This window comes from Kaistia defluvii (assembly GCF_040548815.1).
In the GTDB taxonomy this organism is placed as follows: Bacteria; Pseudomonadota; Alphaproteobacteria; order Rhizobiales; family Kaistiaceae; genus Kaistia; species Kaistia defluvii_A.
This window is the reverse complement of the sequence record NZ_JBEPSM010000002.1, coordinates 648,812-674,418: the sequence shown is the minus strand read 5'-3', so window position 1 is coordinate 674,418 and position 25,607 is coordinate 648,812. Positions and strand designations below refer to the sequence as shown.

24 protein-coding genes are annotated in these 25,607 nt (G+C 66.5%); 13 read left to right on the top strand and 11 right to left on the bottom strand.

The features are described 5' to 3' along the window. The first annotated feature begins 14 nt into the window (after positions 1 to 14). From ABIE08_RS16170 to ABIE08_RS16160, 3 genes are all read left to right on the top strand, one after another. Positions 15 to 914, top strand: coding sequence for a polysaccharide deacetylase family protein (locus ABIE08_RS16170; RefSeq protein ID WP_266333464.1), 900 nt, complete (start codon positions 15 to 17; stop codon positions 912 to 914). A gap of 79 nt (positions 915 to 993) precedes the next feature. Next, a complete protein-coding gene (locus tag ABIE08_RS16165; protein WP_354552570.1) occupies positions 994 to 1,299 on the top strand; it encodes a hypothetical protein in 306 nt (101 codons plus the stop codon). After that, positions 1,299 to 2,390 carry a CobW family GTP-binding protein gene (locus tag ABIE08_RS16160; protein WP_354552569.1) on the top strand — a complete coding sequence of 364 codons (1,092 nt, stop codon included), beginning with the start codon at positions 1,299 to 1,301 and terminating at the stop codon, positions 2,388 to 2,390. The genes ABIE08_RS16165 and ABIE08_RS16160 overlap by 1 nt, the downstream gene beginning before the upstream one ends. A gap of 309 nt (positions 2,391 to 2,699) precedes the next feature. Here ABIE08_RS16160 and ABIE08_RS16155 read toward each other — a convergent pair whose 3' ends face one another. The 9 genes from ABIE08_RS16155 to ABIE08_RS16115 form a co-directional block, all read right to left on the bottom strand. Then, positions 2,700 to 3,680, bottom strand: a complete 981-nt coding sequence (locus tag ABIE08_RS16155) for an asparaginase (protein WP_354552567.1) — start codon at positions 3,678 to 3,680, stop codon at positions 2,700 to 2,702. A 133-nt stretch (positions 3,681 to 3,813) separates the two neighbouring features. Further along, complete coding sequence (locus ABIE08_RS16150; protein WP_266333460.1) at positions 3,814 to 4,572, bottom strand: SDR family NAD(P)-dependent oxidoreductase; 759 nt, start codon at positions 4,570 to 4,572, stop codon at positions 3,814 to 3,816. A 14-nt stretch (positions 4,573 to 4,586) separates the two neighbouring features. Next, positions 4,587 to 6,020, bottom strand: coding sequence for a dihydropyrimidinase (gene hydA / locus ABIE08_RS16145; RefSeq protein ID WP_354552566.1), 1,434 nt, complete (start codon positions 6,018 to 6,020; stop codon positions 4,587 to 4,589). A gap of 40 nt (positions 6,021 to 6,060) precedes the next feature. Beyond that, on the bottom strand, positions 6,061 to 6,816 hold the full coding sequence (locus tag ABIE08_RS16140; RefSeq protein ID WP_354552564.1) for an SDR family NAD(P)-dependent oxidoreductase: 756 nt from the start codon (positions 6,814 to 6,816) through the stop codon (positions 6,061 to 6,063). Further along, positions 6,816 to 7,745 (bottom strand): NAD-dependent epimerase/dehydratase family protein, encoded by a 930-nt coding sequence (locus tag ABIE08_RS16135; protein ID WP_354552562.1) that lies wholly within the window; start codon positions 7,743 to 7,745, stop codon positions 6,816 to 6,818. Before ABIE08_RS16135 ends, ABIE08_RS16140 begins: the two co-directional genes overlap by 1 nt. Then, on the bottom strand, positions 7,742 to 9,415 hold the full coding sequence (locus ABIE08_RS16130; protein ID WP_354552561.1) for an ABC transporter ATP-binding protein: 1,674 nt from the start codon (positions 9,413 to 9,415) through the stop codon (positions 7,742 to 7,744). Before ABIE08_RS16130 ends, ABIE08_RS16135 begins: the two co-directional genes overlap by 4 nt. Beyond that, positions 9,412 to 10,251 (bottom strand): ABC transporter permease, encoded by an 840-nt coding sequence (locus ABIE08_RS16125; RefSeq protein ID WP_354552560.1) that lies wholly within the window; start codon positions 10,249 to 10,251, stop codon positions 9,412 to 9,414. The genes ABIE08_RS16130 and ABIE08_RS16125 overlap by 4 nt, the downstream gene beginning before the upstream one ends. Further along, entirely contained in the window at positions 10,251 to 11,306 is a 1,056-nt protein-coding gene (locus ABIE08_RS16120; RefSeq protein WP_266333454.1) for an ABC transporter permease, read from the bottom strand. Before ABIE08_RS16120 ends, ABIE08_RS16125 begins: the two co-directional genes overlap by 1 nt. Positions 11,307 to 11,376: 70 nt before the next feature. Beyond that, a complete protein-coding gene (locus ABIE08_RS16115) occupies positions 11,377 to 13,059 on the bottom strand; it encodes an ABC transporter substrate-binding protein (protein ID WP_354552558.1) in 1,683 nt (560 codons plus the stop codon). 649 nt (positions 13,060 to 13,708) lie between these two features. Here ABIE08_RS16115 and ABIE08_RS16110 point away from each other — a divergent pair. Both ABIE08_RS16110 and ABIE08_RS16105 read left to right on the top strand, forming a co-directional pair. Beyond that, the gene (locus tag ABIE08_RS16110; RefSeq protein ID WP_354552557.1) at positions 13,709 to 14,311 is read left to right on the top strand and encodes a biliverdin-producing heme oxygenase; all 603 of its coding nucleotides are present in this window, start codon (positions 13,709 to 13,711) and stop codon (positions 14,309 to 14,311) included. Positions 14,312 to 14,628: 317 nt separating this feature from the next. After that, positions 14,629 to 15,171: a flavin reductase family protein gene (locus tag ABIE08_RS16105; RefSeq protein WP_436409563.1), complete on the top strand. Its 543-nt coding sequence runs from the start codon at positions 14,629 to 14,631 to the stop codon at positions 15,169 to 15,171. A gap of 24 nt (positions 15,172 to 15,195) precedes the next feature. Here the strand turns inward: ABIE08_RS16105 and ABIE08_RS16100 are convergent, their stop codons facing one another. Beyond that, on the bottom strand, positions 15,196 to 16,107 hold the full coding sequence (locus ABIE08_RS16100) for a LysR family transcriptional regulator (RefSeq protein WP_354552556.1): 912 nt from the start codon (positions 16,105 to 16,107) through the stop codon (positions 15,196 to 15,198). 118 nt (positions 16,108 to 16,225) lie between these two features. Between ABIE08_RS16100 and atzF the strand changes: the two genes are divergently transcribed. The 8 genes from atzF (at position 16,226) to hpxZ (ending at position 24,889) form a co-directional block, all read left to right on the top strand. Beyond that, a complete protein-coding gene (atzF, locus tag ABIE08_RS16095) occupies positions 16,226 to 18,040 on the top strand; it encodes an allophanate hydrolase (RefSeq protein WP_354552554.1) in 1,815 nt (604 codons plus the stop codon). 241 nt (positions 18,041 to 18,281) lie between these two features. Continuing rightward, positions 18,282 to 19,385 carry a BMP family ABC transporter substrate-binding protein gene (locus ABIE08_RS16090; protein WP_354552553.1) on the top strand — a complete coding sequence of 368 codons (1,104 nt, stop codon included), beginning with the start codon at positions 18,282 to 18,284 and terminating at the stop codon, positions 19,383 to 19,385. Between the two features lie 123 nt (positions 19,386 to 19,508). Beyond that, positions 19,509 to 20,618 carry an ABC transporter permease gene (locus ABIE08_RS16085; protein ID WP_354552552.1) on the top strand — a complete coding sequence of 370 codons (1,110 nt, stop codon included), beginning with the start codon at positions 19,509 to 19,511 and terminating at the stop codon, positions 20,616 to 20,618. Continuing rightward, on the top strand, positions 20,615 to 21,535 hold the full coding sequence (locus tag ABIE08_RS16080; protein ID WP_354552551.1) for an ABC transporter permease: 921 nt from the start codon (positions 20,615 to 20,617) through the stop codon (positions 21,533 to 21,535). The genes ABIE08_RS16085 and ABIE08_RS16080 overlap by 4 nt, the downstream gene beginning before the upstream one ends. Positions 21,536 to 21,581: 46 nt before the next feature. Continuing rightward, complete coding sequence (biuH, locus tag ABIE08_RS16075) at positions 21,582 to 22,283, top strand: biuret amidohydrolase (protein WP_436409572.1); 702 nt, start codon at positions 21,582 to 21,584, stop codon at positions 22,281 to 22,283. After that, the gene (locus ABIE08_RS16070) at positions 22,280 to 23,827 is read left to right on the top strand and encodes an ABC transporter ATP-binding protein (RefSeq protein WP_436409562.1); all 1,548 of its coding nucleotides are present in this window, start codon (positions 22,280 to 22,282) and stop codon (positions 23,825 to 23,827) included. Before biuH ends, ABIE08_RS16070 begins: the two co-directional genes overlap by 4 nt. A 2-nt stretch (positions 23,828 to 23,829) precedes the next feature. Beyond that, the gene (locus tag ABIE08_RS16065; RefSeq protein ID WP_354552549.1) at positions 23,830 to 24,513 is read left to right on the top strand and encodes a cysteine hydrolase family protein; all 684 of its coding nucleotides are present in this window, start codon (positions 23,830 to 23,832) and stop codon (positions 24,511 to 24,513) included. Beyond that, positions 24,506 to 24,889, top strand: a complete 384-nt coding sequence (gene hpxZ / locus ABIE08_RS16060) for an oxalurate catabolism protein HpxZ (protein ID WP_354552547.1) — start codon at positions 24,506 to 24,508, stop codon at positions 24,887 to 24,889. The genes ABIE08_RS16065 and hpxZ overlap by 8 nt, the downstream gene beginning before the upstream one ends. Positions 24,890 to 24,918: 29 nt before the next feature. Here the strand turns inward: hpxZ and ABIE08_RS16055 are convergent, their stop codons facing one another. Further along, positions 24,919 to 25,512, bottom strand: a complete 594-nt coding sequence (locus ABIE08_RS16055; RefSeq protein WP_354552546.1) for a TetR/AcrR family transcriptional regulator — start codon at positions 25,510 to 25,512, stop codon at positions 24,919 to 24,921. Between the last annotated feature and the right edge of the window lie 95 nt (positions 25,513 to 25,607).

The following is a 25,607-nucleotide window of genomic DNA, read 5'->3' as shown; positions in this document are numbered from 1 at the left end:
CGGAAAGGAACGACATGCCGAAAGAGATCTTCGTATCCTACGGGATCGACGTCGACGCCGTAGCCGGCTGGCTTGGCTCCTATGGCGGCGAGGATAGCCCTTGCGACATCTCGCGCGGCGCTTTCGCCGGCCATGTCGGCAGCGCCCGCCTGCTGCGGATGTTCGAGAAGTGGGGCATCCAGACCACCTGGTTCATCCCCGGCCACTCGATCGAGAGCTTCTGGACCGAGATGAAGGCCGTCGCCGACGCCGGCCACGAGATCGGCATGCATGGCTACAGCCATGAAAATCCGATCGCCATGACGCCCGAGCAGGAAGAGGCGATCTTCGACAAATGCGTCGAGCTGATTACCAAGCTCTCCGGCAAGCCGCCGCGCGGCTACGTCGCGCCGTGGTGGGAGTTCGGCTCTAAGACCAACGAGCTCCTGAAGCAGAAGGGCATCAAGTACGATCACTCGCTGATGCACAACGACCATCACCCCTATTATGTGACGGTCGGCGACGAATGGACCAAGATCGACTACTCGAAGCATCCCTCGACCTGGATGAAGCCCTATGTCCAGGGCGAAGAGACCGACCTGATCGAGATCCCGGCTTCCTGGTATCTCGACGACCTGCCGCCGATGATGTTCATCAAGGCCTCGCCGAACAGCCACGGCTTCGTCAATCCGCGCGATATCGAGCAGATGTGGAAGGACCAGTTCGACTGGGTCTACGAGAATTACGATTACGCCGTCTTCCCGCTGACCATCCATCCCGACGTCTCGGGCAAGCCGCATGTTCTGAAGATGCATGAGCGGCTGTTCGAATACATGAAGGGTTTTGAGGGCGTGAAGTTCGTGACGATGGAAACCATTGCCGAGGACTTTGCCAAGCGCTTCCCGAAGAGTGGCACGGCGCGGCCGCAGTCCTGATCGAACGACAATCGGCGCGGCGGCGGTCTGCGGATCGCCGCCGCGCCCCTCCAGCGGCCACGGCCGGAAGGAACAGACGATGTGCGGATTGTGCGGCGCCTTTGGCGGCAGCGACCACTGGACCGGCGGCAGCGCGGCGACGGCGACCGGGCTGACGCCGGCGGCCGAGCGGCAGGCGCGCGCCCGCATCGCCAACCAGATCCTGAAGCCCTACGGCCTGACGCTGGACGAATGGGCCGGCCGCTTCACGCTGCGCGCCCGCAACGGCAAGACCGCGATCATCGACCATTTCGGCGCCATCTGGCCGGAAGCGGAAAGGCTCACCGGCCGGACCTTCGACCCGCTCGACCCGGCCGCCCTCGACCGGATGGAGGGAATTTCCTGATGACCGCCCCGGACGAAAGCGACGACCGGATCACCGCCAATGTGCTGACCGGCTTTCTCGGCGCCGGCAAGACGTCGCTGCTGAAGCGCCTGCTCGCCCTCCCCTCGCTTTCCGGCACGGCGGTCATCATCAACGAGTTCGGCGAGGTCGGGCTCGACCATCTCCTCGTCGAGGCGATCGATGACGACATCGTGCTTCTGAAGAGCGGCTGCATCTGCTGCAACATCCGCACCGATCTGAAGACCGCGCTGCTGTCGCTGTTCGAGCGCAGCCGCAGCGGCGAGATCCCGCGCTTTTCCCGCATCGCGATCGAGACCACTGGCATTGCCGACCCCGCGCCGATCGTGGCCACGCTCTCCGCCGACCCGATGCTGCGGCACCATTTTCGCGTCGGCAACATCGTCACCGTGGTCGACGTGCCGAACGGCCTGAGCAACCTCGACGCCTTCCCGGAATCGCAGCGCCAGGTCGCGGTCGCCGACCGGATCATCGTATCGAAGGGCGACATCGCGCCGGCCGACGACACGGCCCGGCTGCGCGCCCGGCTCGAAACGTTGAACCCCGCGGCGGAAATCATCGAACTCTCGGAAGTCATGCAGCCGGACGAGGCGCTGTTCGTGCGCGACATCCACGACATTTCCGCGCGTGGAGCGGAGGTAGCCCTCTGGCTGAAGGCTGAGACGCACACGCAAGACCATCACGGCCACCATCATCATGGCCACGCCCACCCTGCGCATGATCACGACATCAACCGGCACGGCGACATCCGCGCCTTTGTGCTGACGGGTGACGCGCCGCTCAACTGGGCGCGCTTCGGCCTCTGGCTGTCGATGCTGCTCAACCGGCATGGCGGCGAGATCTTGCGGCTGAAGGGCCTGCTCGACATCGAGGGCAATGACAGCCCGGTCGTGATCCAGGGCGTGCAGCACCTGATCCACAAGCCGATGCATCTCGACCGCTGGCCGGACGGCGTCATCGGCACGCATCTCGTGGTGATCGCCAGGGGGCTCGACCCGGCCCTGGTCGAGCGCTCCTTCCGCGCCTTCAACGGCTTGGCGCCGCTGGCGGCCGGGCTGGCGAAGAGCGCGTGAGGGGTCACGAAGCGCCCATCTCAACATGCTGAGGAGGCCCGAAGGGCCGTCTCGAAGCACGCACGACGTCTGCCCATCGGTCCATCGGCCTTGCGTCCTTCGAGGCTTCGCTACGCGAAGCGCCTCAGGATGTTGGGCATTGGAGGCTGCAGGACTGCCGGAGTCGAGCTTCGCACGTAAAGCTGACGCGGTCGTCATCCCGGCGGAGGCCGGGATCCAGACACGCTGGCCCATGGCCGCCAGGCTGAACCCATATTGCCGGCGCCGGTGTCTATGGGCCCCGGCCTCCGCCGGGGCGACGACTGCCCCCTACCCGCCCAGCAGTTCAAACTCCGCGCGGATCTCCTCCCGGTCCAGCCCCAGGCCAAGCAGCACCGAGGCGAGGATGCGCGCCTTGATGCCGGTCAGGTCGCCGGCAAAGATCACCCCGGCGCGCTCCAGATCCTTGCCGCCGCCATTGCCGTAGATCGGCTTGACGCGGCCTTCCGGGCAGCGCGACGTGACGATGACGGGGATGCCGGTTTCGGCCAGTTCCTCGACGGCTCGTGTAACGGCCGGCGTGGCGTTACCGCGGCCGAATCCTTCCAGCACGATCGCCTTGGCGCCGCTCGATGCCGCAAAGCGGATGGCGCGGTCGGAGGCGCCCATCACCATCTTGATCAGCTCGACATCCGTCTCGACCCGCTCGGCCGAATAGGCCTTGCGCAGCAACGGCTTGCGCTGGACGAGGACGCGCTCGCCGTCGACCTCGCCCAGCTTGCCATGCTCGCCGGAGCGGAAGGTGTCGACGCGCGAAGTGTGGGTCTTGGTGACGTCGCGGGCGGCGTGGAAATCCTGCTCGAAGGCGATCACGACGCCAAGACCGCGCGCGGCCGGGCTAGCGGCGATGCGGATCGCCGCGGCGATGTTGCGCGGGCCGTCCGTATCGGGCTCGTCGGCGCTTCGCTGCGCGCCGGTGAAGACGACGGGCTTGTCGCTCGCGACGAGGAGATCGGCCATCCAGGCGCTCTCCTCCATCGTGTCGGTGCCATGGGTGACGACGACGCCGTCGCAGGTGGGATCGGCAAGATGCTCCGCGATCCGCTTCGCCAGGTCGAAGGCGAGCGGCAGGTCGATCGCGTAACTGCCGACATTGCAGAATTCGTCGATCGTGAGCCCGATCCCTTCCAGCGTATCCTGCAGCGTTTCACGCAGGTCGGCGCCGGAAACACTGGCGACGACATCGCGGCCGTCGGCGGCGAGCCGGGAGGCGATGGTGCCGCCGGTCGTGATCAGGGAGATCTGGGACATGGAAACCAACTCCATTCGCGCGAGGCGCGAAAAGGATCCCGGAACGGGGCATTCCGGACGGATCCTGCAGGGAATAGGAAGGACGCCGACCGCCGCCAGGGCGACCGGCGACCGACGATCGGCGACCGGATTTTCAGTAGCGGCCGACGAGCAGGCCGCCGTCGACGACGATGACCTGGCCGGTGATATAGCGCGAGCCAGGCGAGGCGAGGAAGAGGATGACATCGGCAATGTCTTCCGGCTCGCCGACGCGGCCCATCGGGATGAAGGACGCCGCCTGCTCCAGCCCCTCGGGGCCGAGCGAATGCTCCTTCGAAAGCGCCTGGGCGGTGCGGATATAGCCGGGCGCGATGCCGTTGACGCGGACGCCGTCCGGGGCGAGCTCGACGCCAAGCCCGCGCACCAGGCCGACCACGCCGGACTTGGCGGCGGAATAGTGGACATGCTCGTCCCAGCCATAGGCGACGCCCATGATCGAGGACAGCGCGACGATGGCGCCGGACTTGCGGCGGCGCATGCCGGGGGCCGCGGCGCGGATGATGCGCAGCACGCCCTTCAGGTCGACGTCGAGCGTGCGGTCCCACTGGTCGTCGGTGAGGTCGGCGAGCGGCACTTTCTTGGCGATGCCGGCATTGGCAATGATCGCGTCGATCTGGCCGAAGCGTGCCTCGACATCGGCGACCAGCGCATCGGTGCGCTCGGTCGAGGTGACGTCGAGAAACTGGAACTCTGCGCTGCCGCCCTCGGCGCGGATGCCCTCGGCGACGGCGTTGCCTTCGGCCTCGAGGACGTCGGTGACCACGACATGATAGCCGGCGCGGGCGAAGGTGAAGGCGGTGGCCCGGCCGATGCCGATACCGGCGCCGGTGATGATGGCGATGGGCTGCGTCATGAAATATCCGTTCGTTACAGGGCGGCTGCGCCGTTCGGCACAGCGTAGGGCGAAAGCGAGCGCTTGAGGAAGCCGCCATCGCCAGGCTCGCCGACGATCTCGCCATCCTGCATCACGACCTTGCCGCGCAGCACGGTCATGACCGGCCAGCCGGTGACCTCCAGCCCTTCATAGGGCGTGTAGTCGGCGCCGTGATGCATCAGCTCCTGCCGGATCGTCTCCTTGCGATTGGGATCCCACAGCACGATGTCGGCGTCGAAGCCGGGCGCGATCGAGCCCTTCTTCGGATAGAGGCCATAGATCTTGGCGTGGTTGGTCGAGGTCAGCGCGACGAACTCGTTGACCGTGATGCGGCCCTCGACGACGCCCTTCTGGTAGAGGATCTGCAGCCGCGTCTCGACGCCCGGAATGCCGTTCGGCACCCAGCGGAACGAAGTCCGCGCCTTGGGATTGAGCTTGCCCATCTCGCCTTCGTAGAAGAAGGGGCAATGGTCGGACGAGAAGGTCTGGAACACGCCGGCGCGGATTCCCTCCCAGATCGCGTCCCAGCTGGCATGGTCGCGCGGCGGCGGCGAGCAGACATATTTGCCGCCGCTCTCGTCCATGTTGAGGCCCTTCATGTCGTCAGCGGTGAGGGCGACATATTGCGGGCAGGTTTCGGCATAGACCTTAAGGCCCTTCTGCTGGGCCCAGCGGATCTGCTCCATCGGCTCGCGGCCGGAAACATGCACGACCATGATCGGGACGTCGGTCAGCTCGGCATGGCTGATGGCGCGGTGCGTCGCCTCGCGCTCGACCGATTGCGGCCGCGACACGCCGTGATAGTAGGGCGCCTTCTTGCCGGCCGCCTCGAGCTTCTCGGTCATGAAACGGATCGCGTCATAGCCCTCGCAATGGACCATGACGAGCGCGCCGCAGCCGCGCGCGCAGTCGAACACTTCGAGCAGTTGCCGGTCGTTCAGCACCAGGTCGTCATAGGTCATGAAGACCTTGAACGACGAGTAGCCGTCATCGACCAGCGAGGGCAGTTCCTGGCCGAGCACGCTCGGACTCGGGTCGGAAATGATCAGGTGGAAGCCATAGTCGCAATAGGACTTGCCGTCGGCTTCCTTGTGATAGTCGACGACGCTGGTCCGGAGCGATGCGCCGCGCGGCTGCAGCGCGAACGGGATCACCGTCGTGTTGCCGCCTGCGATCGCCGAGCGCGTGCCGCTCTCGAAGCCGTCGGCCATGGCCGGGCCGCCAAAGGCCGGCTGCGCCAGGTGGACATGGCTGTCGATGCCGCCCGGCATGACCAGCAGGCCGGTGGCGTCGATGATGCGGTCGGCGTCGTCGAGCTTTTCGGCGACGGCGATGATGCGGCCGTCGCGGATGCCGACATCGGCGCGCAGCGTATCGGACGCGGTGACGACGGTGCCGCCGCGAATGACGAGATCATAGTCGCTCATGGAGCCCTCTTCCGGATCGGACGTTTCTTGAAGGCGGCCGTCAGACCATCACGTCGCCGCCATTCGGCGACAGCGTCTGGCCGACATAGTAGGCGCCGGCGTCCGAGGCGAGCATCAGGATGGTAGGGGCGATTTCGGACACCTTGCCGAAACGGCCGATCGGCAGCTGGGCCTTCTTCATGTCGCGCCATTCCTGGCTGAGGCCGTTCAGCAGCGCGGTTTCGGTGGCGCCCGGCGCGATCGCGTTGACGGTGACGCCATGCGGCGCGCCCTCATAGGACAGCGCGCGGGTGAAACCGACGAGGCCGGCCTTGGCCGCGCAGTAATGCGCCAGACCCGGCGCGCCCTTATAAGCAAGCTGCGAGGCGCAGTTGATTACCCGGCCATAGCCGCGCGCCAGCATGTCGCCGAAGAAATGGCGCGTGACCAGGAAGGTGCCGCGCAGATGCACGCCCAGCATCTGGTCCCAATCGGCGACCGAGATATCGACAAAGGCCTTGTCGCCGCCAATGCCGGCGAGGTTGACGAGGATGTCGACCTGGCCGAGCTTTTCCTTGGCCCAGGCGGCCATCGCGTCGACGGAGGCCTCCTCGGCGACGTTGCACTCGATCGCATGGACCGTGTAGCCCTCGCCGGCCAGCCGGGCGACCAGCGCCTCGGCATTCTTCGCGTCGCCATAGTGGCAGAAGGCGACTTCGGCGCCGTAGCGGGCGAAGAGCTCGACCGTCTCGCCACCAATGCCGCGGCTGCCGCCGGTGACGAGGGCCTTGCGGCCTGCAAGCGAAAATTCGTTCATCAATGGGCTCCCGCATTCGGCTTCCGGCTGGCGATCCAGTCGGCATAGGACCTTATTCCGGCCTTGAGGTCGAAGCTCGGCGCATAGCCGAGATCGCGCTCGACGGCCGAGATATCGAAGCGCCGATGCACCTCGTCGACCGGATCGGCGCCGGGCTGCATCTCGATGTCGGCATCGGGAAGAACCGTCTTCACGATGTCGCCGATCTCCTGCAGCGTATGATAGGTGCCGCCCGTCACCGTATAGATGCGGCGCGGCAGGTCGGCGGCGTCGAGCGCCAGCAGAAGCGCGCCGGCCGCGTCGTCGACATGGATGTACTGGCGATGGAAATCGGCGCCGAACGGCACGCGCGTCGGCCGCCGGGCAAGCGCATCCTCGATCAGCGTGCGGATCATGCAGTCCGTCGTGCGGCCGGGTCCGTAGACCCAGGAAAGCCGCAGCGCCACCGCATCGACGCCGAACTGGCGGAAATAGGTCCAGACCAGCTGCTCGCTCGCCGCCTTGCTCGCGCCATAGACCGTGGTCGGATAGAGCGGGACATCCTCGGGAACCGGCCCCTCCGGCGTGTTGCCGTAGGCGCTGGTCGAGGAACAGAACACCATGCGCCGCATCTTATGCACGCGGGCCAGTTCCAGCATGTTGGCGGTGCCGACGATGTTGACCTGCACCATGGAATAGGGATTGTCGCGCGCCACCATCGGGCCGGAATAGGCGCCGCAATGGATGATCGCGTCGACGTCGTGATCGGTGACGACGGCATGCAGGCGGTGGATGTCGTTGACGTCGCAGGGGATGATCGGCTGGCCGTCCGCGCTGCGGTCGACGCGGTCGATCGCGACGACGGCGCGCCCCTGCTTCTCCAGCTTCTGGCGCACGACATTGCCGACCAGGCCGGCGGCGCCGGTAACGAGAACTGCCTTGTCGCTCATGCCGCGGCTCCTGCCAGACGTCGAGTCTCGGCCCGGTCGCGCTGCGCCGTGCCCTGTTCCACCGGCAGTTCGGCCGCCAGCAACGCCTTGGTGTAGTCTTCCTTCGCAGCAGAGAAGATCATCTCGGTATCGCCCTCCTCGACGATCTTGCCATAACGCATAACGGCGACGCGATGCGCCAGCGAGCGAACCGAATTGAGATCATGCGTGATGAACAGCGCCGACATGCCCATCTCCGCCTGCAGGTCGCGCACCAGGTCGATGATCTGGGCGCGGACGCGGATATCGAGCGCCGTGGTCGGCTCGTCGAAGACGACGAAATCCGGCCGGGTCGCCAGCGCCCGGGCGATGCCGACGCGCTTCTGCTCGCCGGCCGTCAGCTGGTGCGGATAGACCTCGGCGATGCCAGCGGGAAGCTGCACCAGATCGATCAGCTGACGGACCCGCTTGTCGGTCGCGGCGCGGTCGAGCGTCGGATCGAGGCGCAGCGGTTCGGCGATCAGCGCCTTGACCGGCCAGCGCGGGTTGAGCGCGACATAGGGTTCCTGGAACACCATCTGGATGCGCCGGCGCATGGCGCGGAACTCGGCCGCCGGCATGGTCGTGATGTCGGCGCCGTCGAAGGTGATGCCGCCGCCATCGCTGTCGAGCAACCGCACCAGGCACTGCCCGACCGTGGTCTTGCCGGAGCCGCTTTCGCCGACCAGCGCCAGCGTCTCGCCGCGCCTGACCGAGAAGGACACGTCGTCGATCGCGCGCACCACGTCCTGCGTGCCGGCGATCGGGAACAGCTTGAGCAGGCGGCGCACGTCGAGCAGCGGCGTCTCGGGCTGCTTCTCGAGCGCGGGATCCTCGACCTTGGCGACCATCGGCGTCGGGCGGACGCGCGCGGCATCGAGCAGCGCCTGGCCGTATGGCTCCTTCGGCGCGGCGAGGAACTTGCCGACCTCTTCCAGCTCGACGATCCGTCCCTCCTTCATGATCGCGACGCGGTCGCAATAATGCGCGACGATGCCGAGATCGTGGGTGATCAGCACGGCGCCGGCGCCCAGCTCGCGGCAGCGCTTGACCAGGAGGTCGAGCACCTGGACCTGGATCGTGGCGTCGAGGCCGAGCGTCGCGTCATCGGCGAGCACCACGTCGGGGCCGGCCACCATCGCCATGGCGATAACGATGCGCTGCGCCATGCCGCCGGAAAGCTCGTGCGGATAGGCCTTGGCGCGGCGTTCCGGATTGACGATGCCGACCTGCACCATCAGGTCGACGGCCGCCTTCCAGGCTTCCTTCTGGCTGCAATTGCGGTGGGCGCGGAGCACGCGGGCGATCTGCGCGCCGACCGTCTCGACCGGCGACAGCAAGGCCTTGGCATTGGTGCCGATCAGCGCGATGCGGCCGCCGCGGATCTTGCGCTGCTCGGCTTCGCTGATACCCAGCACCGTCTCGCCCTCGAGACGGATGTCGCCGCTGGTGAAGCGGCCGCCCTCGGGCAGCAGGTTCAGCAGGCTACGGGCGAGCAGCGACTTGCCGGCGCCGGTCTCGCCGACGATGCCGAGGATCTCGTCGCGGCCGAGGCTGAACGAAATGTTCGAAAGCGCCTTGCGCGTGCCCTCGCCGAAATCGACCGAGAGATTGTCTACCTCGAGCAGAGCGGTGGAGTTGCGATCGCTCATAGGCGTTCCCTCGTGGTCGGGTCGGAAAGGTCCTTCACCATGTCGCCGAGCAGCGCGAAGCTGAGTACCGAGATGACGATGGCAAGGCCGGGGAACAGCGCCACCCACCAGACGCCGAGGATCATCTGCTGCGCGCCGGTCGAGACCATCAGGCCCCATTCCGGCGTCGGCATGCGCACGCCGGCGCCGACGAAGGAGAGGCCGGCGGTGAGCAGGATGGCGAGGCCGATGCTGATCGAGACCTGGACGATGGCCGGCGTCAAAGCGTTGGGCAGGATGTGGCGGAACATGATCGAGCCATCCGTCGCGCCGCTGCAGCGCGCCGCGCTGACATAGGGCCGCTCGCGCAGCGACAGCACCTCGGCGCGGATCAGCCGGGCGAACATCGGTATGAACAGCACCGCCAGCACGATGGCGACGTTCCAGATCTCCTGCCCCATCACCGATACCAGCGCCATGCCGAGCACGAAGACCGGGAAGGACTGGATGAAATCGAACACGCGCATGACCAGCGCGCTCATCCAGTTGCGGTAGAACCCGATCAGCAGCCCGATCGGCACGCCGACGACGAAGGCGAAGGCGACGGCGACGATGCTGATCAGCAGGTTGATGCGGGTCGCGTAGACGATGCGGGTATAGATATCCATGCCCGAGACGTCGGTGCCGAACCAGTGCGCGGCCGAGGGGGGCTGCAGCGACATCAGCGGATCGGCCTCCTCCGGCGAATAGAAGGTCAGCCAGGGGGCGAAGAGGATCGAGGCGATCTGGAGGGCCAGGAGCGTGAGCCCGACCATCGCGCCCGGATGCTTGGAGACGTAGCGGATGAAGCGGGTCATCAGACGCGAATCCTCGGATCTGCGAGTTCGTAGAGGATGTCCACCACCGTGTAGACGATCAGGATGAAAGCGGCGGCGACGAGGACGAAGCCCTGCAGCGCCGGGTAGTCGCTGTTGACGACCGACTGCACGGCGTACTGGCCGAGCCCGCCCCAGGCGAAGATCGTCTCGACGAGAACGGCCGCGCCCAGCAGGAAGCCGAACATGAAGCCGACCAGGGTGATGATCGGCGGCAGGCTGTTGCGCAGCGCGATGCGGCGGATCGTGCCTTCGGAGAGGCCGGAGGCGCGGGCGTGGCGGATGAAGTCGCTGCGATAGATGTCGGCGAAGGTCGTCTTGGTCATCTTCATCAGCGCGCCGGCATTGACGATGGCGAGCGTGAGGACGGGGAGCGTCAGCCGTCCGAGCGAGGAGACGAAGGCGTTGAGATCGCCGGCGATCAGGCTGTCGATGGTGTAGAAGCCCGTCACCGTATCCGGCGGCGACACGAAGGTGTCGATCCGGCCGAAGGGGGCCGGCGCCCAGCCGAGAATGTAGAAGAAGAAATAGATCAGCAGCAGGCCGACCCAGAAATCGGGAATGGCGCCGGCGGCGAGGCCGTAGACGCGGCTGCCAATGTCGACGACGCCGCCGGCCCTGACGACGGAGATGATCGCCAACGTCACGCCGATCAGGATCGTCAGCAGCATCGCATAGGTGATCAGCTCGAGCGTCGCTGGCGCGCGCTCCAGCAGATCGGTCACGACCGGGTTCGAGGTGAAGATCGAAACGCCGAGATCGCCATGCAGCGCATTGCCGACATAATGGACGAACTGTTCCCACAGGCTGAGATTGAGGCCCAGCTTCTCGCGGAAGGCCGCGATCGTGTCGGGCGTGGCCATGTTGCCAAGCAGCAGCAGCGCCGGATCGCCGGGCAGCATGCGCACCAGCAGGAACGTCACCATCATGACGCCGAACATCTGCGGCACCAGCATCAGGAGCCGGCTGGTGATGATGCGCAACGGGCGGGGTATCGCCCGCCAGTAGACGCCCAGATTGGCAACAGCCACGGTCATCGGATCTTTCCTGTCTTCGCAACCGGAGAAGGAGATGCGGCCCCGCCGGGGGGCGAGGCCGCGCTGTTCGCTATTCTTTCGAGAGGTCGAAGAAGGCGTTGCCGTTCGGCGTGTACCAGGAGTAGCCCTTGACGTTGGCCCGCGTGGCGAGCTGGTAGCCGGGGTTCATCAGGAAGACCCAGGGGGCCTGCTCCATGGTGATCTGCTGCACGCGCTTCATGTCGACGAGGCGCTTCGGCTCATCCGTGCTCTTGAGGCCGCTGTCGATCAGTTGATCGACCTCGTCGCTCTTGAACTTGGAGTAGTTGATCGCCGAGGCGCTGTTCAGCCAGAGATTGGCGACATAGGCGGCATCGGGAACGATCGCCATGTCGCGGAAGAAGTACATCGGCACTTCGCCCTTGGTGTAGCGCTCGACCAGGGTCGAGGCCGGCAGCTTCAGCAGTTCGACATCGACGCCGGCCTTGGCGAAGGCGGACTTCAGGATGACGGCCATTTCCTCTTCAAGCTGGTCGCCGGTGCGGTAGGCGAGCTGGGTCTTGAAGCCTTCCGGGAAGCCGGCTTCAGCAAGCAGCGCCTTGGCCTTGGCCGGATCGTTCGAATAGGCGAAGAACTCGTCGGAGAAGCCCGGATAGATTTCCGAGATCGGGCTCTTGGTGAAGCGCGCGGTGTTGAAATAGACGCTCTTCAGGATCTCGTCGCGCGGCACCAGGTAATTCAGCGCCTGGCGGACCTTGACGTTGTCGAAGGGCGGCTTGGCATTGTTCATCTCGACGCGGTGGATGAAGTTGCCGAACACCTTGTGCACTTCGACGCCGGGCGCCTTCTCGAGCAGCGCCAGTTCGCGCGGCAGCAGATATTCGGCGACGTCGACCGAGCCGGCCTGGATGGCGGCGACGCGGTTGGCCGAGGTGGGCATCTCGCGCAGGATGACGCGCTTCAGCTTCGGCTCGCCGCGGAAGTAATTCGGGTTGGCGTCGTAGACGACTTCCTGGCCGGGCTTGTACTTGCTGATGAAATACGGGCCGAAGGCAGCGGTGTTGGTGGCGAGCCAGGAAGCGGCCCAGGGATCGGCGTCGGTCAGGTGCTTCTTGACCTCGACCGAGTCGAGAATGCCGAGATCGCTGTTGATCCAGATGCGCTCGATCAGCGGCGAGGCGTTGGGCAGCGTGACCTTGACGGTGTAGTCATCGACCTTCTGGAACGCGGTGTCGAAATCCTCGATCTTGAAGATCTGAGTCATGTACCAATGGAAATTGGACTTCATGTTCCAGCCGCGCAGGAACGACCACATCACCGTATCGGCGTTGAGCTCGTTGCCGAGCGCCGACTTGACGCCCTTGCGCAGGTGGAAGGTGATCGACTTGCGATCGTCCGAGACTTCCCATTTTTCGGCGAGCGCGCCGTCGATCGCGCCGAAATCTTCATAGAAGATGCCGTCGTCGCCCTTCTTCTGCTTGTAGGTCAGCAGGCGCTCGAACACGTTGCGGCGCACTTCATGGCCGGCTTCGGTCGGCGGGTATTCCTGGTCGAGCGATTCCGGCGTGCGCGGCGCGGCCACGACGAGCGTGGTCTTGGCGTCCTGCGCGAAGGCGCCGACGGTGCCCAGCACGGTCGTCGCCATGAAGGCGCCGACGAGGCCGGCGAAGATGCCCTTGAGCGGCGCCTTGCGCAGCCACAGGGACCGCGCGGCGCCCTTGCCTTCCGGCAGACGTCTCGTCATGCCGCTGGAGGTATGAGGGAAAGTCTGCACGTTCGTCTCCTTGAGATGGGAGTGGCACCGCACGACTGGTCTGACCAATGCAGGTGTGAGAGCATCCTCCCGATGCGGGCGCCCATCGACAACGACAAATTTTCAGCGCTTTATGCACAAGACTCGATCAGGATTAAAAAGACGGCAAATTGCCGATAATCCAGCGAAACTCCGCAAGATAATCACGGCGGATTCTGCGGATCAGCGACGAAAACATTTGTCCATAATGTCGCCACCAGACTATATTTACAGATATTTTGCATGCCTACATCGCATCGGTGAACGGTTGCGGTCGCCGTAGATCCCCGGACTGGAATTTTCACTCCGAGATAACAGGAGATCCGGGCAATACATTGGGAATCTATACATCGCTATAGGTTGGCGGCTCTTCATGATACCGCTTAACCTCGCGACGATCCGCCCGCCCCTGATGCCGCCTGCGGGCCAGACTGCCTGCAATTTGGTCTGACCGGTTTGTGACAATCTGGCCCAATGGCCCCAAATGGCCCATCCGGGGCTCCAGCGGCCCGCGCCGACCGGCCCTTCCTCCGAAAAGCCTCTGTCCCGGCAGCGTCCCTCGGGTCAGCTTGACAGCCGCGCCCGGAGCTATACCAAGGGGCAAAAGTCAACTTTCATGGAAAGACTCCGCATGAGCGAGACGATGGAACGGGCAAAGCCGCTCGATACCGGGCGCGCCAAGCTGCTGAAGGCCGAGACGACCGAGACCCATAGCCGGCTCGACCAGTCGATCATGGCCGGACGGCCGTTCGAGAGCCGCGAGCGCTATGCGCTGTTCCTCAAGGTGCAGCACCAGTTCCACCGCGATATCGACGCTCTCTACTTCAACCCGGCGCTGGATCGCCTGCTGCCCGACCTGGCCGGCCGGCGGCGCTTTGACGACATCGAGCAGGACCTTGGCGATCTCGCCGTGACGGCTCCCGCCGCCGCGACGTCCCCCGCCTTTGACGGCAATCCCGACATCCCGACCGCGCTGGGCTGGCTCTATGTCGCCGAAGGGTCCAATCTCGGTGCCGCCTTCCTGATCAAGCAGGCCGCCAAGCTTGGCCTTTCGGAAGAATTCGGAGCCCGCCATCTGGCAGGCGCGCCGGAAGGCCGCGGCCTGCACTGGAAGACGTTCACCGCGGCGCTCGACGCGCTCGATCTCGACGAGGCCGAGGAAGCGCGCATGATCGAGGGTGCCCGTGCCGCCTTCCGCCGCGTGCATGGCCTGGTGATGGACGTCTTCGCCTGAAAGCGTCGGCGCCTGCCCGCCCGCTGCAGCCAAGCCCTGGAATCGGCGGCGGGCACCACCCGCCGCTCACGCCGGAGAAGACCCCATTTGTCGCCTCGGTCGACAGGCGGTTTTTTCTTCCCCGCATTCCCCGCCTTTCAGCAAGGAAAGTCCTCGCAAAGGGGCAATCCCGGACTGGCCCGCCCTCGTCTTGCCTCGGCCGTCCGTGCTGCAATGGGGCATGAAGGCCGCCTGCCCCTCCGATCGCATCGCCCTGCCCCGCCTCCCGCCAAAACCGGCGCGCGACCGTTCGAACGACGTCCCCCACGGAGAAAACCATGTCGCTTGCCGCAGCCTATGACCCCATGCTGATCCCCGAGCAGCCTCCCGTCGAAAGCGCGGACTTCAAGCACTCGATGCGGTTTCTGGCAGGAGCCGTCAGCGTCGTCACGCTTGGACAGGGCCGCGATCGGACCGGGTTCACCGCAACCTCGGTGTCCTCCCTCTCGGCGGATCATCCCTCGATCCTCGTCTCGCTTAACCGTGCCTCGTCCTCCTGGCCGATCCTGCAGCGCTATCGCCGCTTTTGCGTGAACGTGCTGGCCGACGACCAGCAGGCCGTAGCCGACAATTTCGCCGGCCGGGGCGGCGTCAAGGGCGCCGACCGCTATGAGGGCGCCGCGTGGGAGACGCTCGCCAGCGGCAGCCTCGGCCTGGTCGGTGCGCTGACCGTGCTCGATTGCGAACTGGAAGAGGCGATCGAGCGGCATTCGCACTCGATCCTGATCGGCTCGGTCCGCGCGATCACGACGCGGGCGGAAGCCCAGCCTTTGCTCTACTGGCACGGCGGCTACCGCCACCTGTCCAACCAGACGGCGTAGGCCCATGGCAGAACGGGCCGCCGGCTAATACCGTCCCGCCGCCGCATAATCCTTGAGACTGGTGGCCAGTTGAACCGCGAAGCGGGCGGATGCCACCGGCAGCGCGCGGCCGCGCATCTGGCCGAGGATCAGGTTGCCGGCCGGCAGGTCCCGCTCGGCGATCGGCCGGAACACCAGCGAACCGTCGCCGGGATCGCGCAGGCCGATGCCGATCTGGAACCCGATGACGTTCTCGTGCCGGACATAATGGCGGATCATGTCGAAGCTCTCCGTCTCCACCACCGGGGAGACGCGCCGCGATCCGCGCCGGGCCGCGAAATCGAGCAGATGGCGAACGCCGAACTTCGTGCTCGGCGCGATGTGCGGCACATCGAGACATTCGCGCAGCCGGATCTCGCTCTTCGCCGCCAGCGGATGATCGGCGCGCATGACGACGTGAACAGGCTGCGGGATGACGTGCAGCACCTCGAAATCGACGAGATAGACCGGCTCGAACACCAGCGCGAGGTCGCTTGAATAGCTGGCCAGGTCCTGCTCGGCCTGGGCGCGGTCGCGCACATGCACCGAGAAGGTGACGCCTGGATGATCGGCGCGATAGCGGGCGATCTCCTGCGGCAGGAAATAGGGCAGCAGCGCCTGCGAGCAGGCGATCGAGACATGGCCGCGCCGCTCGCCGGATAGATCGGCGACCTGCCCCTGCACGCGCAGCAGGTCCGACCGCGTGGCGCGATAATGATGCAGCAGCAATTCGCCGGCCGAATTGAGCCGCACGCCGCCGGGCAACCGCTCGAACAGCTCGGCGCCGAACTCGTCCTCGAGGCGGTTGATGCGGCGGACCAGCGCCGAGGCCGTGATGTTCATGTCCTCGGCCGCCTTGCGCATCGAGCCGGCGCGCGCCACCGCCTCGATCATCAGGAATGTCTGCAAGTGGCGCATCGCGTCGCTCTCCGGAGCCCGGTGCATTTTTTGCACCGCATCGCTGAAATCATAGCATTTTTGGAGAACACAAAAAGGCTGCACCTTGCCGGGGCTGAGTTCTGCCGCCGAGCGATCCATGACCCTTTCGAAACTGCCCTTCACCGTCGACGCCCTGCACGCCGCCTACAAGGCCGGCTTGCAGCCCGAAGCGGTTGTCGCCGAAGCCTTCCGCCGGCTCGATGCCGTGGGCGACGCGGGCATTTTTATCCACCACGCGCGCGAGCAGGCGCTGGCCGAGGCCCAGTCGCTGGGCGCGCCGGACGGACGCCCGCTCTGGGGCATCCCCTTCGCGGTAAAGGACAATATCGATGTCGCCGGTATGCCGACCACCGCCGCCTGCCCTGATTTCGCCTATCAGCCCGGAGCCGACGCCTTCGTCGTGGCGCGGCTGCGCGCCGCCGGCGCCATCTGCCTCGGCAAGACCAACCTCGACCAGTTCGCCACCGGCCTGGTCGGCGTGCGCACGCCCTATCCCGTGCCGAAGAACGCCATCGACCCGGCGATTGTGCCGGGTGGGTCTTCCTCGGGCTCCGCGGTCGCGGTGGCGCATGGGGTCGTGGGCTTCGCGCTCGGCACCGACACGGCCGGCTCGGGCCGCGTGCCGGCGGCGCTGAATGCGATCGTCGGCCTGAAGCCGACGCTGGGCGCGCTTTCCGCCTCGGGCGTCGTACCGGCCTGCCGCACGCTCGACACCATCTCGATCTTCGCCACCACGGTTGCCGAGGCCTGGACGGTGTTCGAGGCCGCCGCGGCACCGGACGAGGCGGACGCCTATTCGCGCCCGGTTGCGGTTCCCGCCCTGACCGCGCCGCCACCTTCGCTCCGCATCGGCGTGCCGAACGCGGCCAGCCTGGTCACCTTCGGCGACGCCCTTCAGGCCGAGGATTTCCGCGCCACCACTGCGAGACTGGCTGACCAAGGCGCGACTCTCGTGGAGATCGACCTCGAACCCTTCTTCGCCGTGGCCCGCATGCTCTATGAGGGCGCGTGGCTGGCCGAACGGGTCGCCGCCGTCGGCGACCGGCTGACTGAAAAGCCGGAAACCCTGCATCCGACCACGCGCGCCATCCTCGAACCCGGCCTCGATCTTACCGCCGTCGATGCGTTTCGCGGCCTGTACCGGCTTAGGGAGCGCGAGGCAGTCTGCCGGAAACTGCTCGCCGGTATCGACGCGCTTTGCGTGCCGACCATTCCCACTTTCGTCGCGCTCGACGAGATCGCGGCCGATCCGATCGGCCCGAATTCGCGGCTCGGCACCTACACCAATTTCGCCAATCTGCTGGATCTCTGCGGCATCGCCGTGCCGACCGGACCGCGCGCCGATGGCCGGCCGGGCAGCGTGACGCTGCTCGCCACCCAGGGCCGCGACGCGCTCTGTGCCGGGATCGCGGCCGGCCTCGAAGCGGGGCCAATGGGCGCGACCGCCTGGCCTCGCCCGGCCAATGCCCTGCCCGATGCCGTCCTGCCCGCCCCCCATGAGATCGCGATCGCGGTCTGCGGCGCGCATATGTCCGGGCTGCCGCTCAACCACCAGCTGACCTCGCTGGGCGGACGCTTCCTGCGCGCCACCCTGACGGCGCCGGAATACGGGCTCTATGCGCTCGCCGGCGGGCCGCCGGCACGCCCCGGCATGGTCCGTCACGCGGCAAGCGGCCAGTCGATCGCGCTCGAGGTCTGGGCGCTGCCACGGATCGCCGTCGGCGACTTCCTGGCCGGCATCCCCGCCCCGCTCGGCCTCGGCACCGTCAAGCTCGCCGATGGCAGCACGGTGAAGGGCTTCCTGTGCGAGACGCAGGGACTGGCCGGCGCCACCGACATCACCAGCTTCGGCGGCTGGCGAGCATGGCTCGCCGCCGGAGCGTCCAAGGCAGCGCCCGAGGTGGTCGCATGACGCGTCTGGCGCGCTTCATCCCACTCCATACCCCGAGATGGGTGCCCGCTTTCGAGGCATGCCGCATGGGCAGGCAGAGAGCGGTCTCCGGACGGCTGCCACGAGAACACAGGGTTAACAGGACGTTACCAGCAAGCCTTCGCCCGACACGGGAATGGCATGTGCCTTGCCTCTACCTGGAAGACAGACCGGCTGCCGCTGGGGGCGCGCCGGACACGCAACCTTAGCCACGGAGCCTCGCATGTTCACATCGTCCCTGACGAGACGTTCGCTTCTCAAGGCCGGCGCCGCCGGTGCCGCCCTGGCCGCCCTGCCCTTCGGCGTGGCCCGCGCCGCCAACCCGATCGTCATCGGCGCCGTCTATGTCGGCCCGCGCGATGATTTCGGCTGGAACCAGGCCCATGCCGTCGCCATGGACATCCTGAAGCAGGTGCCGGGCGTCACGGTGATCGAAGAGGAGAAGGTGCCGGAAACCGATGCCGTGACCCAGTCGATGGAATCGATGATCAACCTCGACCAGGCCAACCTGATCCTCGCCACCTCGTTCGGCTATTACTCGCCCTTCGTCGTCGAGGCCGCCAAGAAGTATCCGGCCGTCCAGTTCCGCCATGCCGCGCCGCTCTGGAAGGAAGGCGACCCGAAGAATGCGGGCAGCTATTTCTGCTACCTGAACCAGGCGCACTACGTGAACGGCGTCGCCGCCGGACTGTCGTCGAAGACAGGCAAGATCGGCTTCGTCGCCGCCAAGCCGATCCCCTCGGTGCTCTCCAACGTCAATTCGGTCCTGCTCGGCGCCCGCAGCGTCAATCCGAACGCCACGGTTCAGGTGATCTTCACCGGCGAGTGGTCGCTGCCGGTGCGCGAGGCCGAGGCTTCCAACGCGCTGATCGACGCCGGTTGCGATGTCATCACCTGCCATGTCGACGGCCCCAAGGTGGTCATCGAGACGGCCGAGGCACGCGGCGTGAAGAGCTGCGGCCACAATGCCAGCCAGGCGCCGCTGGCGCCCAAGGGCTTCATCACCGGCGCCGAATACAAGTGGGAGACGATCTACAAGATCTACGCCGATGCGCTCGCCGCGGGCAGCGAACTGCCGAACTTCATCGCCGGCGGGTACCACAACGACATGCTGCGCAACACCGCCTATGGCGCGGGCGCGACGCCCGAGGCGATCAAGGCCGCCGACGCCGCGATCGCAGGGCTCATTGCCAAGAAGCCGATCTATGTCGGCCCGCTCAAGGACAACACCGGCAAGATCGTCATCGAAGGCACGATGGACAATTACGACCCGGTCCTCGACGGCATGAACTACCTGCTCGAAGGCGTCCAGGGCTCCACTACCTGACCTTCCTCCCGGCGGCGGCGCCATGCCGCCGTCCACTGCAGCGCAAGCGCGCGACCGCGTAGGCAAAAGGAACCGGACGATGCACGCCAGAGCCGCGAGACTGCCGGGCGAAGGAGGCAGGCCATGACCGCCGTCCTCGCCTCTTCCTCGATCGAACGCGGCGGCTTCAGCCCGCGCACCATCCGCATGATCGAGGCGGTGATCATCCCGCTCGGCGCGCTCGTCGCCTCGGCGGCGCTGTTCTCGATCTTCCTGCTCTTCCTCGGCAAGTCGCCGGTTACCTTCTTCAACCTGATCTGGACCGGCGGTTTCGGCTCGTCCTTCTCGATCCAGAACACGCTGCAACGCGCCGCGCCGCTGATCCTGACCGGCCTCGCCTTCGCCATTCCGGCCCGCATCGGCCTGACGCTGATCGGGGCGGAGGGCGCGCTGGTGCTCGGCGGCTTCTCGGCGGCGGCCATCGCCATTCCTCTGGTGCGCGGCGGCTGGACGCCCTGGATCGGCCTGCCGATCATGGCCATCGCCGCCATGCTGGTCGGCGCCTTCTGGATCGGGCTTGCGGGCTGGCTTCGGCACTATCGCGGCGTCAACGAGACGATCTCGTCGCTGCTGCTCTCCTACATCGCCATCGCGATCATGAACTTCTTCGTCGAGGGCGCGCTGCGCGATCCAGCTTCCGCCAACAAGCCCTCGACCATGCCGATCGGCGATGCCTATCGCATCGGCCCGATGCCGGGCACGTCCGTGCACTGGGGTCTGGCCGCTGGCATCGTGCTGGCCGCGATCCTCTGGCTGCTGATGTCGCGCACCACCTTCGGCTTCGCCGCGCGCATGACCGGCGGCAATGTCCGCGCCGCGCAGGCACAGGGCCTGCCCGTCGGCTTCCTCGTCGTCGCCTGCTGCGCCATTGCGGGCGCCTGCGCGGGCCTCGCCGGTTTCTTCGAGGTCGCCGCCATCCACGGCCAGGCCAATGCCTCGCTGGTGGCGGGCTATGGCTTCACCGGCATCCTCGTCGCCTTTCTCGCCCGGCAGAACCCGCTCGCCGTCGTGCCGGTCGCCATCCTGTTCGGCGCGCTCGCCGCCGCCGGCGGGCTGGTGCAGCGGCGCATGGCGATGCCGGACGCCACCGTGCTGGTGCTGCAGGGCATGATCTTCGTGGTGCTGCTGGTCAGCGAGACCTTCTATGGCCGCATTCCCTTCCTGCAGCCGAAGCGCGCGGGAGACCGGTCATGAGCCAGGCCGACCTCTTCATCGTTTTCATCGCCCTGGTGGGCGGCGCCATCCGCGTCTCCACCCCGTTCATGTTCGTCGCGCTCGGCGAGTGCCTGACCGAGAAATCCGGCCGCATCAATCTCGGCCTCGAGGGCAATCTCGTGCTGGGCGCCATGGTTGCCTATGCCGGCTCCTACACCACCGGCAGTCCGTGGCTCGGCGTGCTGATGGCGGGCTGTTCCGGCCTCGTGCTCGGCGCCATGCATGGCTACATCTGCAAGCTGCCCAAGGTGAACGACATCGCCGTCGGCATCGCCTTCATGAGCTTCGGCATCGGCCTCGCCTTCTTCTTCGGCAAGCCCTACATCCAGCCGACCGCGCCGCGCCTGGAGGCGATCCCGCTCGGCGGCTGGTCGTCCGATCCGCTGGTGGCGCAGGCGCTGCAGGTCAACCCGCTGTTCTTCCTCGGCATCGCGCTGGCGCTGTTCCTGCGCTGGGCCTTCGCCAATACGCGCTGGGGCCTGATCCTGCGCATGACGGGAGACAGCGCCGCCTCGGCCCGCGCCATGGGCGTCTCGGTCGATCTGGTCCGCCTGCTGGCGACGGCGGCCGGCGGCTTCCTAGCCGGCGTCGGCGGCGCCTTCCTGTCGCTGTTCTATCCCGGCAGCTGGAACGAGGGCCTCTCGTCCGGCCAGGGCCTGATGGCCGTGGCGCTGGTGATCTTCGCGCGCTGGGACCCGATCCGCTGCGTGCTGGCGGCCCTGCTGTTCGGCGCGGCCGGCGCGCTTGGCCCCTCGCTGCAATCGATCGGCGTCAGCCAGGGCTACTACTTCTTCAACGCGGCCCCCTACATCCTGACCCTCTTCATCATGATCGCTTCGGCCCGTTCCAAGAGCGCTGCGCGCGAAGCGCCCGGCGAGCTCTCGATCGTCAAGTGATCCCCGAATTTCCCGTGAGGTTGCCATGACACTCGTCGATGAACGCATAGACGCCGCCCTCAAGCCCGATGCCGTCACGGTCGCCGCCGACCCCTATCCCTGGCCGTTCGACGGCGATCTCGGGCCGCACAACACCTGCCTTGTCGTCATCGACATGCAGACCGATTTCTGCGCGCCCGGTGGCTATGTCGACTCGATGGGCTACGATATCTCGCTGACCCGCGCGCCGATCGGGCCGATCCAGGCGGTGCTCGCCGCCATGCGCGCCAAGGGCTATCCGATCCTCCATACCCGCGAGGGCCACAAGCCCGACCTCTCGGACCTGCCGGCCAACAAGCGCTGGCGCTCGCAGCGCATCGGCGCCGGCATCGGCGACCAGGGGCCGTGTGGCCGCATCCTGGTGCGCGGCGAGCCGGGCTGGGAAATCATCCCAGAACTGCAGCCCTTGCCCGGCGAGGCGATCATCGACAAGCCGGGCAAGGGCTCGTTCATCGCCACCGATCTCGATCTGGTGCTGCAGAACAAGCGCATCCGCAACATCATCCTGACCGGCGTAACCACCGATGTCTGCGTCCACACCACCATGCGCGACGCCAATGATCGCGGCTATGAGTGTCTGCTGCTGTCGGATTGCTGCGCGGCCACCAAGGTGGAAAACCACCTCGCCGCCATCGACATGATCAAGATGCAGGGCGGCGTCTTCGGCGCGGTGGCGACATCGGCCGAGTTCCTGGAGGCGCTGACATGAACATCGCCGCCCGCCCGACCCCCGACAGCCTGCCGCTCCGCGCCCCGTCGCTGCAGACCATCGGCATGACCAAGACCTTCGGCGCCTTCACCGCGCTCGACGACGTGTCGATCGACGTCAAGCCGGGCTCATTCCACGCCCTGCTCGGCGAGAATGGCGCCGGCAAGTCGACACTGGTCAAATGCATCATGGGCTTCTACACGCCAGAGAAGGGTTCCGTGCTGCTCGACGGCAAGGAGGTCGAGGTGCGCAGCCCGCGCGACGCCCGGGCGCTGGGCATCGGCATGGTCTACCAGCAGTTCACGCTGGTCCCCTGCCTGACGGCGGCCGAAAACCTCGTCATCTCGCGCGCCGACGCGCCGGCCATCATCGACTGGAAGGCGGAGAAGCAGCGGCTGGAAGCCTTCATGGAACGGATGCCGTTCCGCGTGCCGCTGAACGAGCAGGTCTCCTCGCTCTCGGCCGGCGAGAAGCAGAAGCTCGAAATCCTCAAGCTGCTCTATCTGGAACAGCGCTTCGTCATCCTCGACGAACCGACGTCCGTGCTCACCCCCGGCGAGGCCGACGAAGTGCTCGGCCTGCTCGGCGACATGGCGCGGCGCGGCGAGGTTACCGTGCTGATGATCAGCCACAAGTTCCGCGAGGTGAAAGCCTTCTGCGACAGCTTCACTGTGCTGCGCCGAGGCCGACTGACCGGCGCCGGCGACGCCCAGACCGCGACCGTCTCCGAGATGAGCCGGATGATGATCGGCGATACGGAGATCCGCGAGCGCGCCGAACGGCGCAAGCACAACGATACCTCGGCCGTGCTCGAACTCGCCGGCCTCGTCGCCGAGGATGGCGAAGGCCGGCCCGTCCTCAACGCGATCAATCTCAAGGTGAAGGCGGGCGAGATCGTCGGCATCGCCGGCGTCTCCGGCAACGGGCAGAGCGCGCTGGTCGAGGCGCTGGCCGGGCAGCGTCCGCTGAAGGATGGCGCCATCTTCATCCACGGCAAGCCGTTCGAGCCGAAGCGCGGCGATTTCGACCGCTTCAAGGTATTCGGCCTGCCGGAGGAGCCGCTGAAGAACGCCACCGTGCCGCGCATGAGCGTCGCCGAGAACATGGCGTTCCGCGCCTTCGACAAGGCGCCGATGGCGAGCCTCGGCTGGTGGCTGTCGCCCGGCCCGATGCGCCGTAAGGCCGAGGAACTGATCGACCGCTACCGGGTCAAGACGACCTCGGCCGACGCGCCGATCGAGACGCTGTCCGGCGGCAACGTCCAGCGGGCCGTGTTGGCGCGCGAGCTTTCCGGAGACGTCGACGTGCTGATCGTCGCCAACCCCTGCTTCGGCCTCGACTTCGCCTCGGTCTCCGAAATCCGCAGCCAGATCATGGAGCAGCGCAACCGCGGCGCGGCGGTGCTGCTGGTCAGCGAGGACCTTGACGAGATCCTCGAGCTTTCCGACCGGGTGGCCGTGATGTCGGGCGGGGCGATCGGCTATGTCTCGGCGATCGAGGACACCGACCGCAACACCATCGGCCAGCATATGGCGGGGCACTGAGCATGGCGCTTTCCGTCGCCGCCCGCCCCTATGACTTTGCGCTCGACCCGGCCAAAGCCGCGCTTGTCGTGATCGACATGCAGCGCGATTTCATCGAGCCCGGCGGCTTCGGCGGCGTGCTCGGCAATGACGTATCGCGGCTGACCGCGATCGTGCCGACCGTCGCGGCGCTGATCGATGTCTTCCGCACGAACGGCCTGCTGGTCGTGCACACCCGCGAGGCACACAAGCCCGACCTCTCCGATTGCCCGCCGGCCAAGCGGCTGCGCGGCAGGCCGGGCCTCCGGATCGGCGATGAAGGCGCGATGGGCCGGATCCTGATCGCCGGCGAACCCGGCAACCAGATCTTGCCGGAACTCGCCCCCATTGCCGGCGAGCTCGTCATCGATAAACCGGGAAAAGGCATGTTCTGGGCGACCGGCCTGCACGAGACACTTTCGGCTCGCGGAATCAGACAGCTGGTGTTCGCGGGCGTGACGACGGAAGTCTGCGTCCAGACCTCGATGCGGGAGGCGAACGATCGCGGCTATGAATGCCTGCTGATCGAGGATGCGACCGAGAGCTATTTCCCGGAATTCAAGGCAGCCGCGATCGAGATGATCGTCGCGCAGGGCGGCATTGTCGGCTGGTCGACGCCGCTCGAAGCCCTGAAGGCGACCTTCGCAGGAGCCATGGCCGATGGCTGAGCCCCTTGTCGTCGACGATCCGGCGCTGGTCGCCGAGGTGACCGCGATCTTCCAGGCTTACGAGAAGGCGTTGCTGGAAAATGACGGCGACACGCTCGACGCGATGTTCCTGCATTCGCGCCAGACCATCCGCTACGGCGTCGCCGAGGTGCAGCATGGCATCGAGGAAGTCCGGAAGTTCCGCTCGGCGCAGAAGCCGTTCGAGCGCACGCTGTCGCGAACCGTCATCACGACCTATGGCCACAACGTCGCCATCGCCTCGACGCTGTTCCACCGCCCCGATTTCCCCAACCGCATCGGCCGCCAGATGCAGACCTGGATCCGGACTGAGGACGGCTGGAAGGTCGCTGCCGCGCATGTCAGCATGATGGACTGACGGGCAGCGCCGGGCTGGTCCGATCGACCTCAGGCGGCGGGCTTCTCCGCGGCCCCGCCGGGCGCGAGATGCGCCAGGGTGGCTTCGAGGATTTCGCTGGAAAGCGCGGGGTCGTCGGCAGCGCGGGCGAGAATGACCGCCCCGACCATTTCCGACAGCGTCGACAGGGCCCGCTGGCGTTTCGCGGCCTCGGATCGTCCGGGCACGAGGGAGGTGAGCTTCTCGGCATAGGCGCGAATGGCTCGACCGAATACCGAGCGGACACCCGCCTCCTGCCGGATGGCGTCCGGACCGAGCGCCGTCAGCGCACAGCCCGAATCCGGGCTGTCGCGATGCTGGGGCGAAACATAGGCCCGGATGATCGCCTCCAGCGCCGTCTCCGGCTCCATGCCCTCCAGGCCGCGCCAGTTTTCGCGCGACGTGACGAAGGCGTGCTCGCTGGCGCGCGCCGCGAGGTCTCCCTTGGATTTGAAATTGCCGTAGAAGCCGCCATGCGTGAGCCCGGCCTGCTTCATGACATCGGCAATGCCGATGCCGTCAAATCCATGCTGGCGGAACAGCCGGCTGGCGACATCGATGACGCGGGCGCGATTTTCATCGGCCTGGGCTCTCGTAACCTTCATCGTCCAACCTCCCGATCCATCCTGACACAGATATATGTCAGGCGAAATCTATCAGCAATGCGCGGAGGCATCGGGCAACGTCATTTGACCCGCTC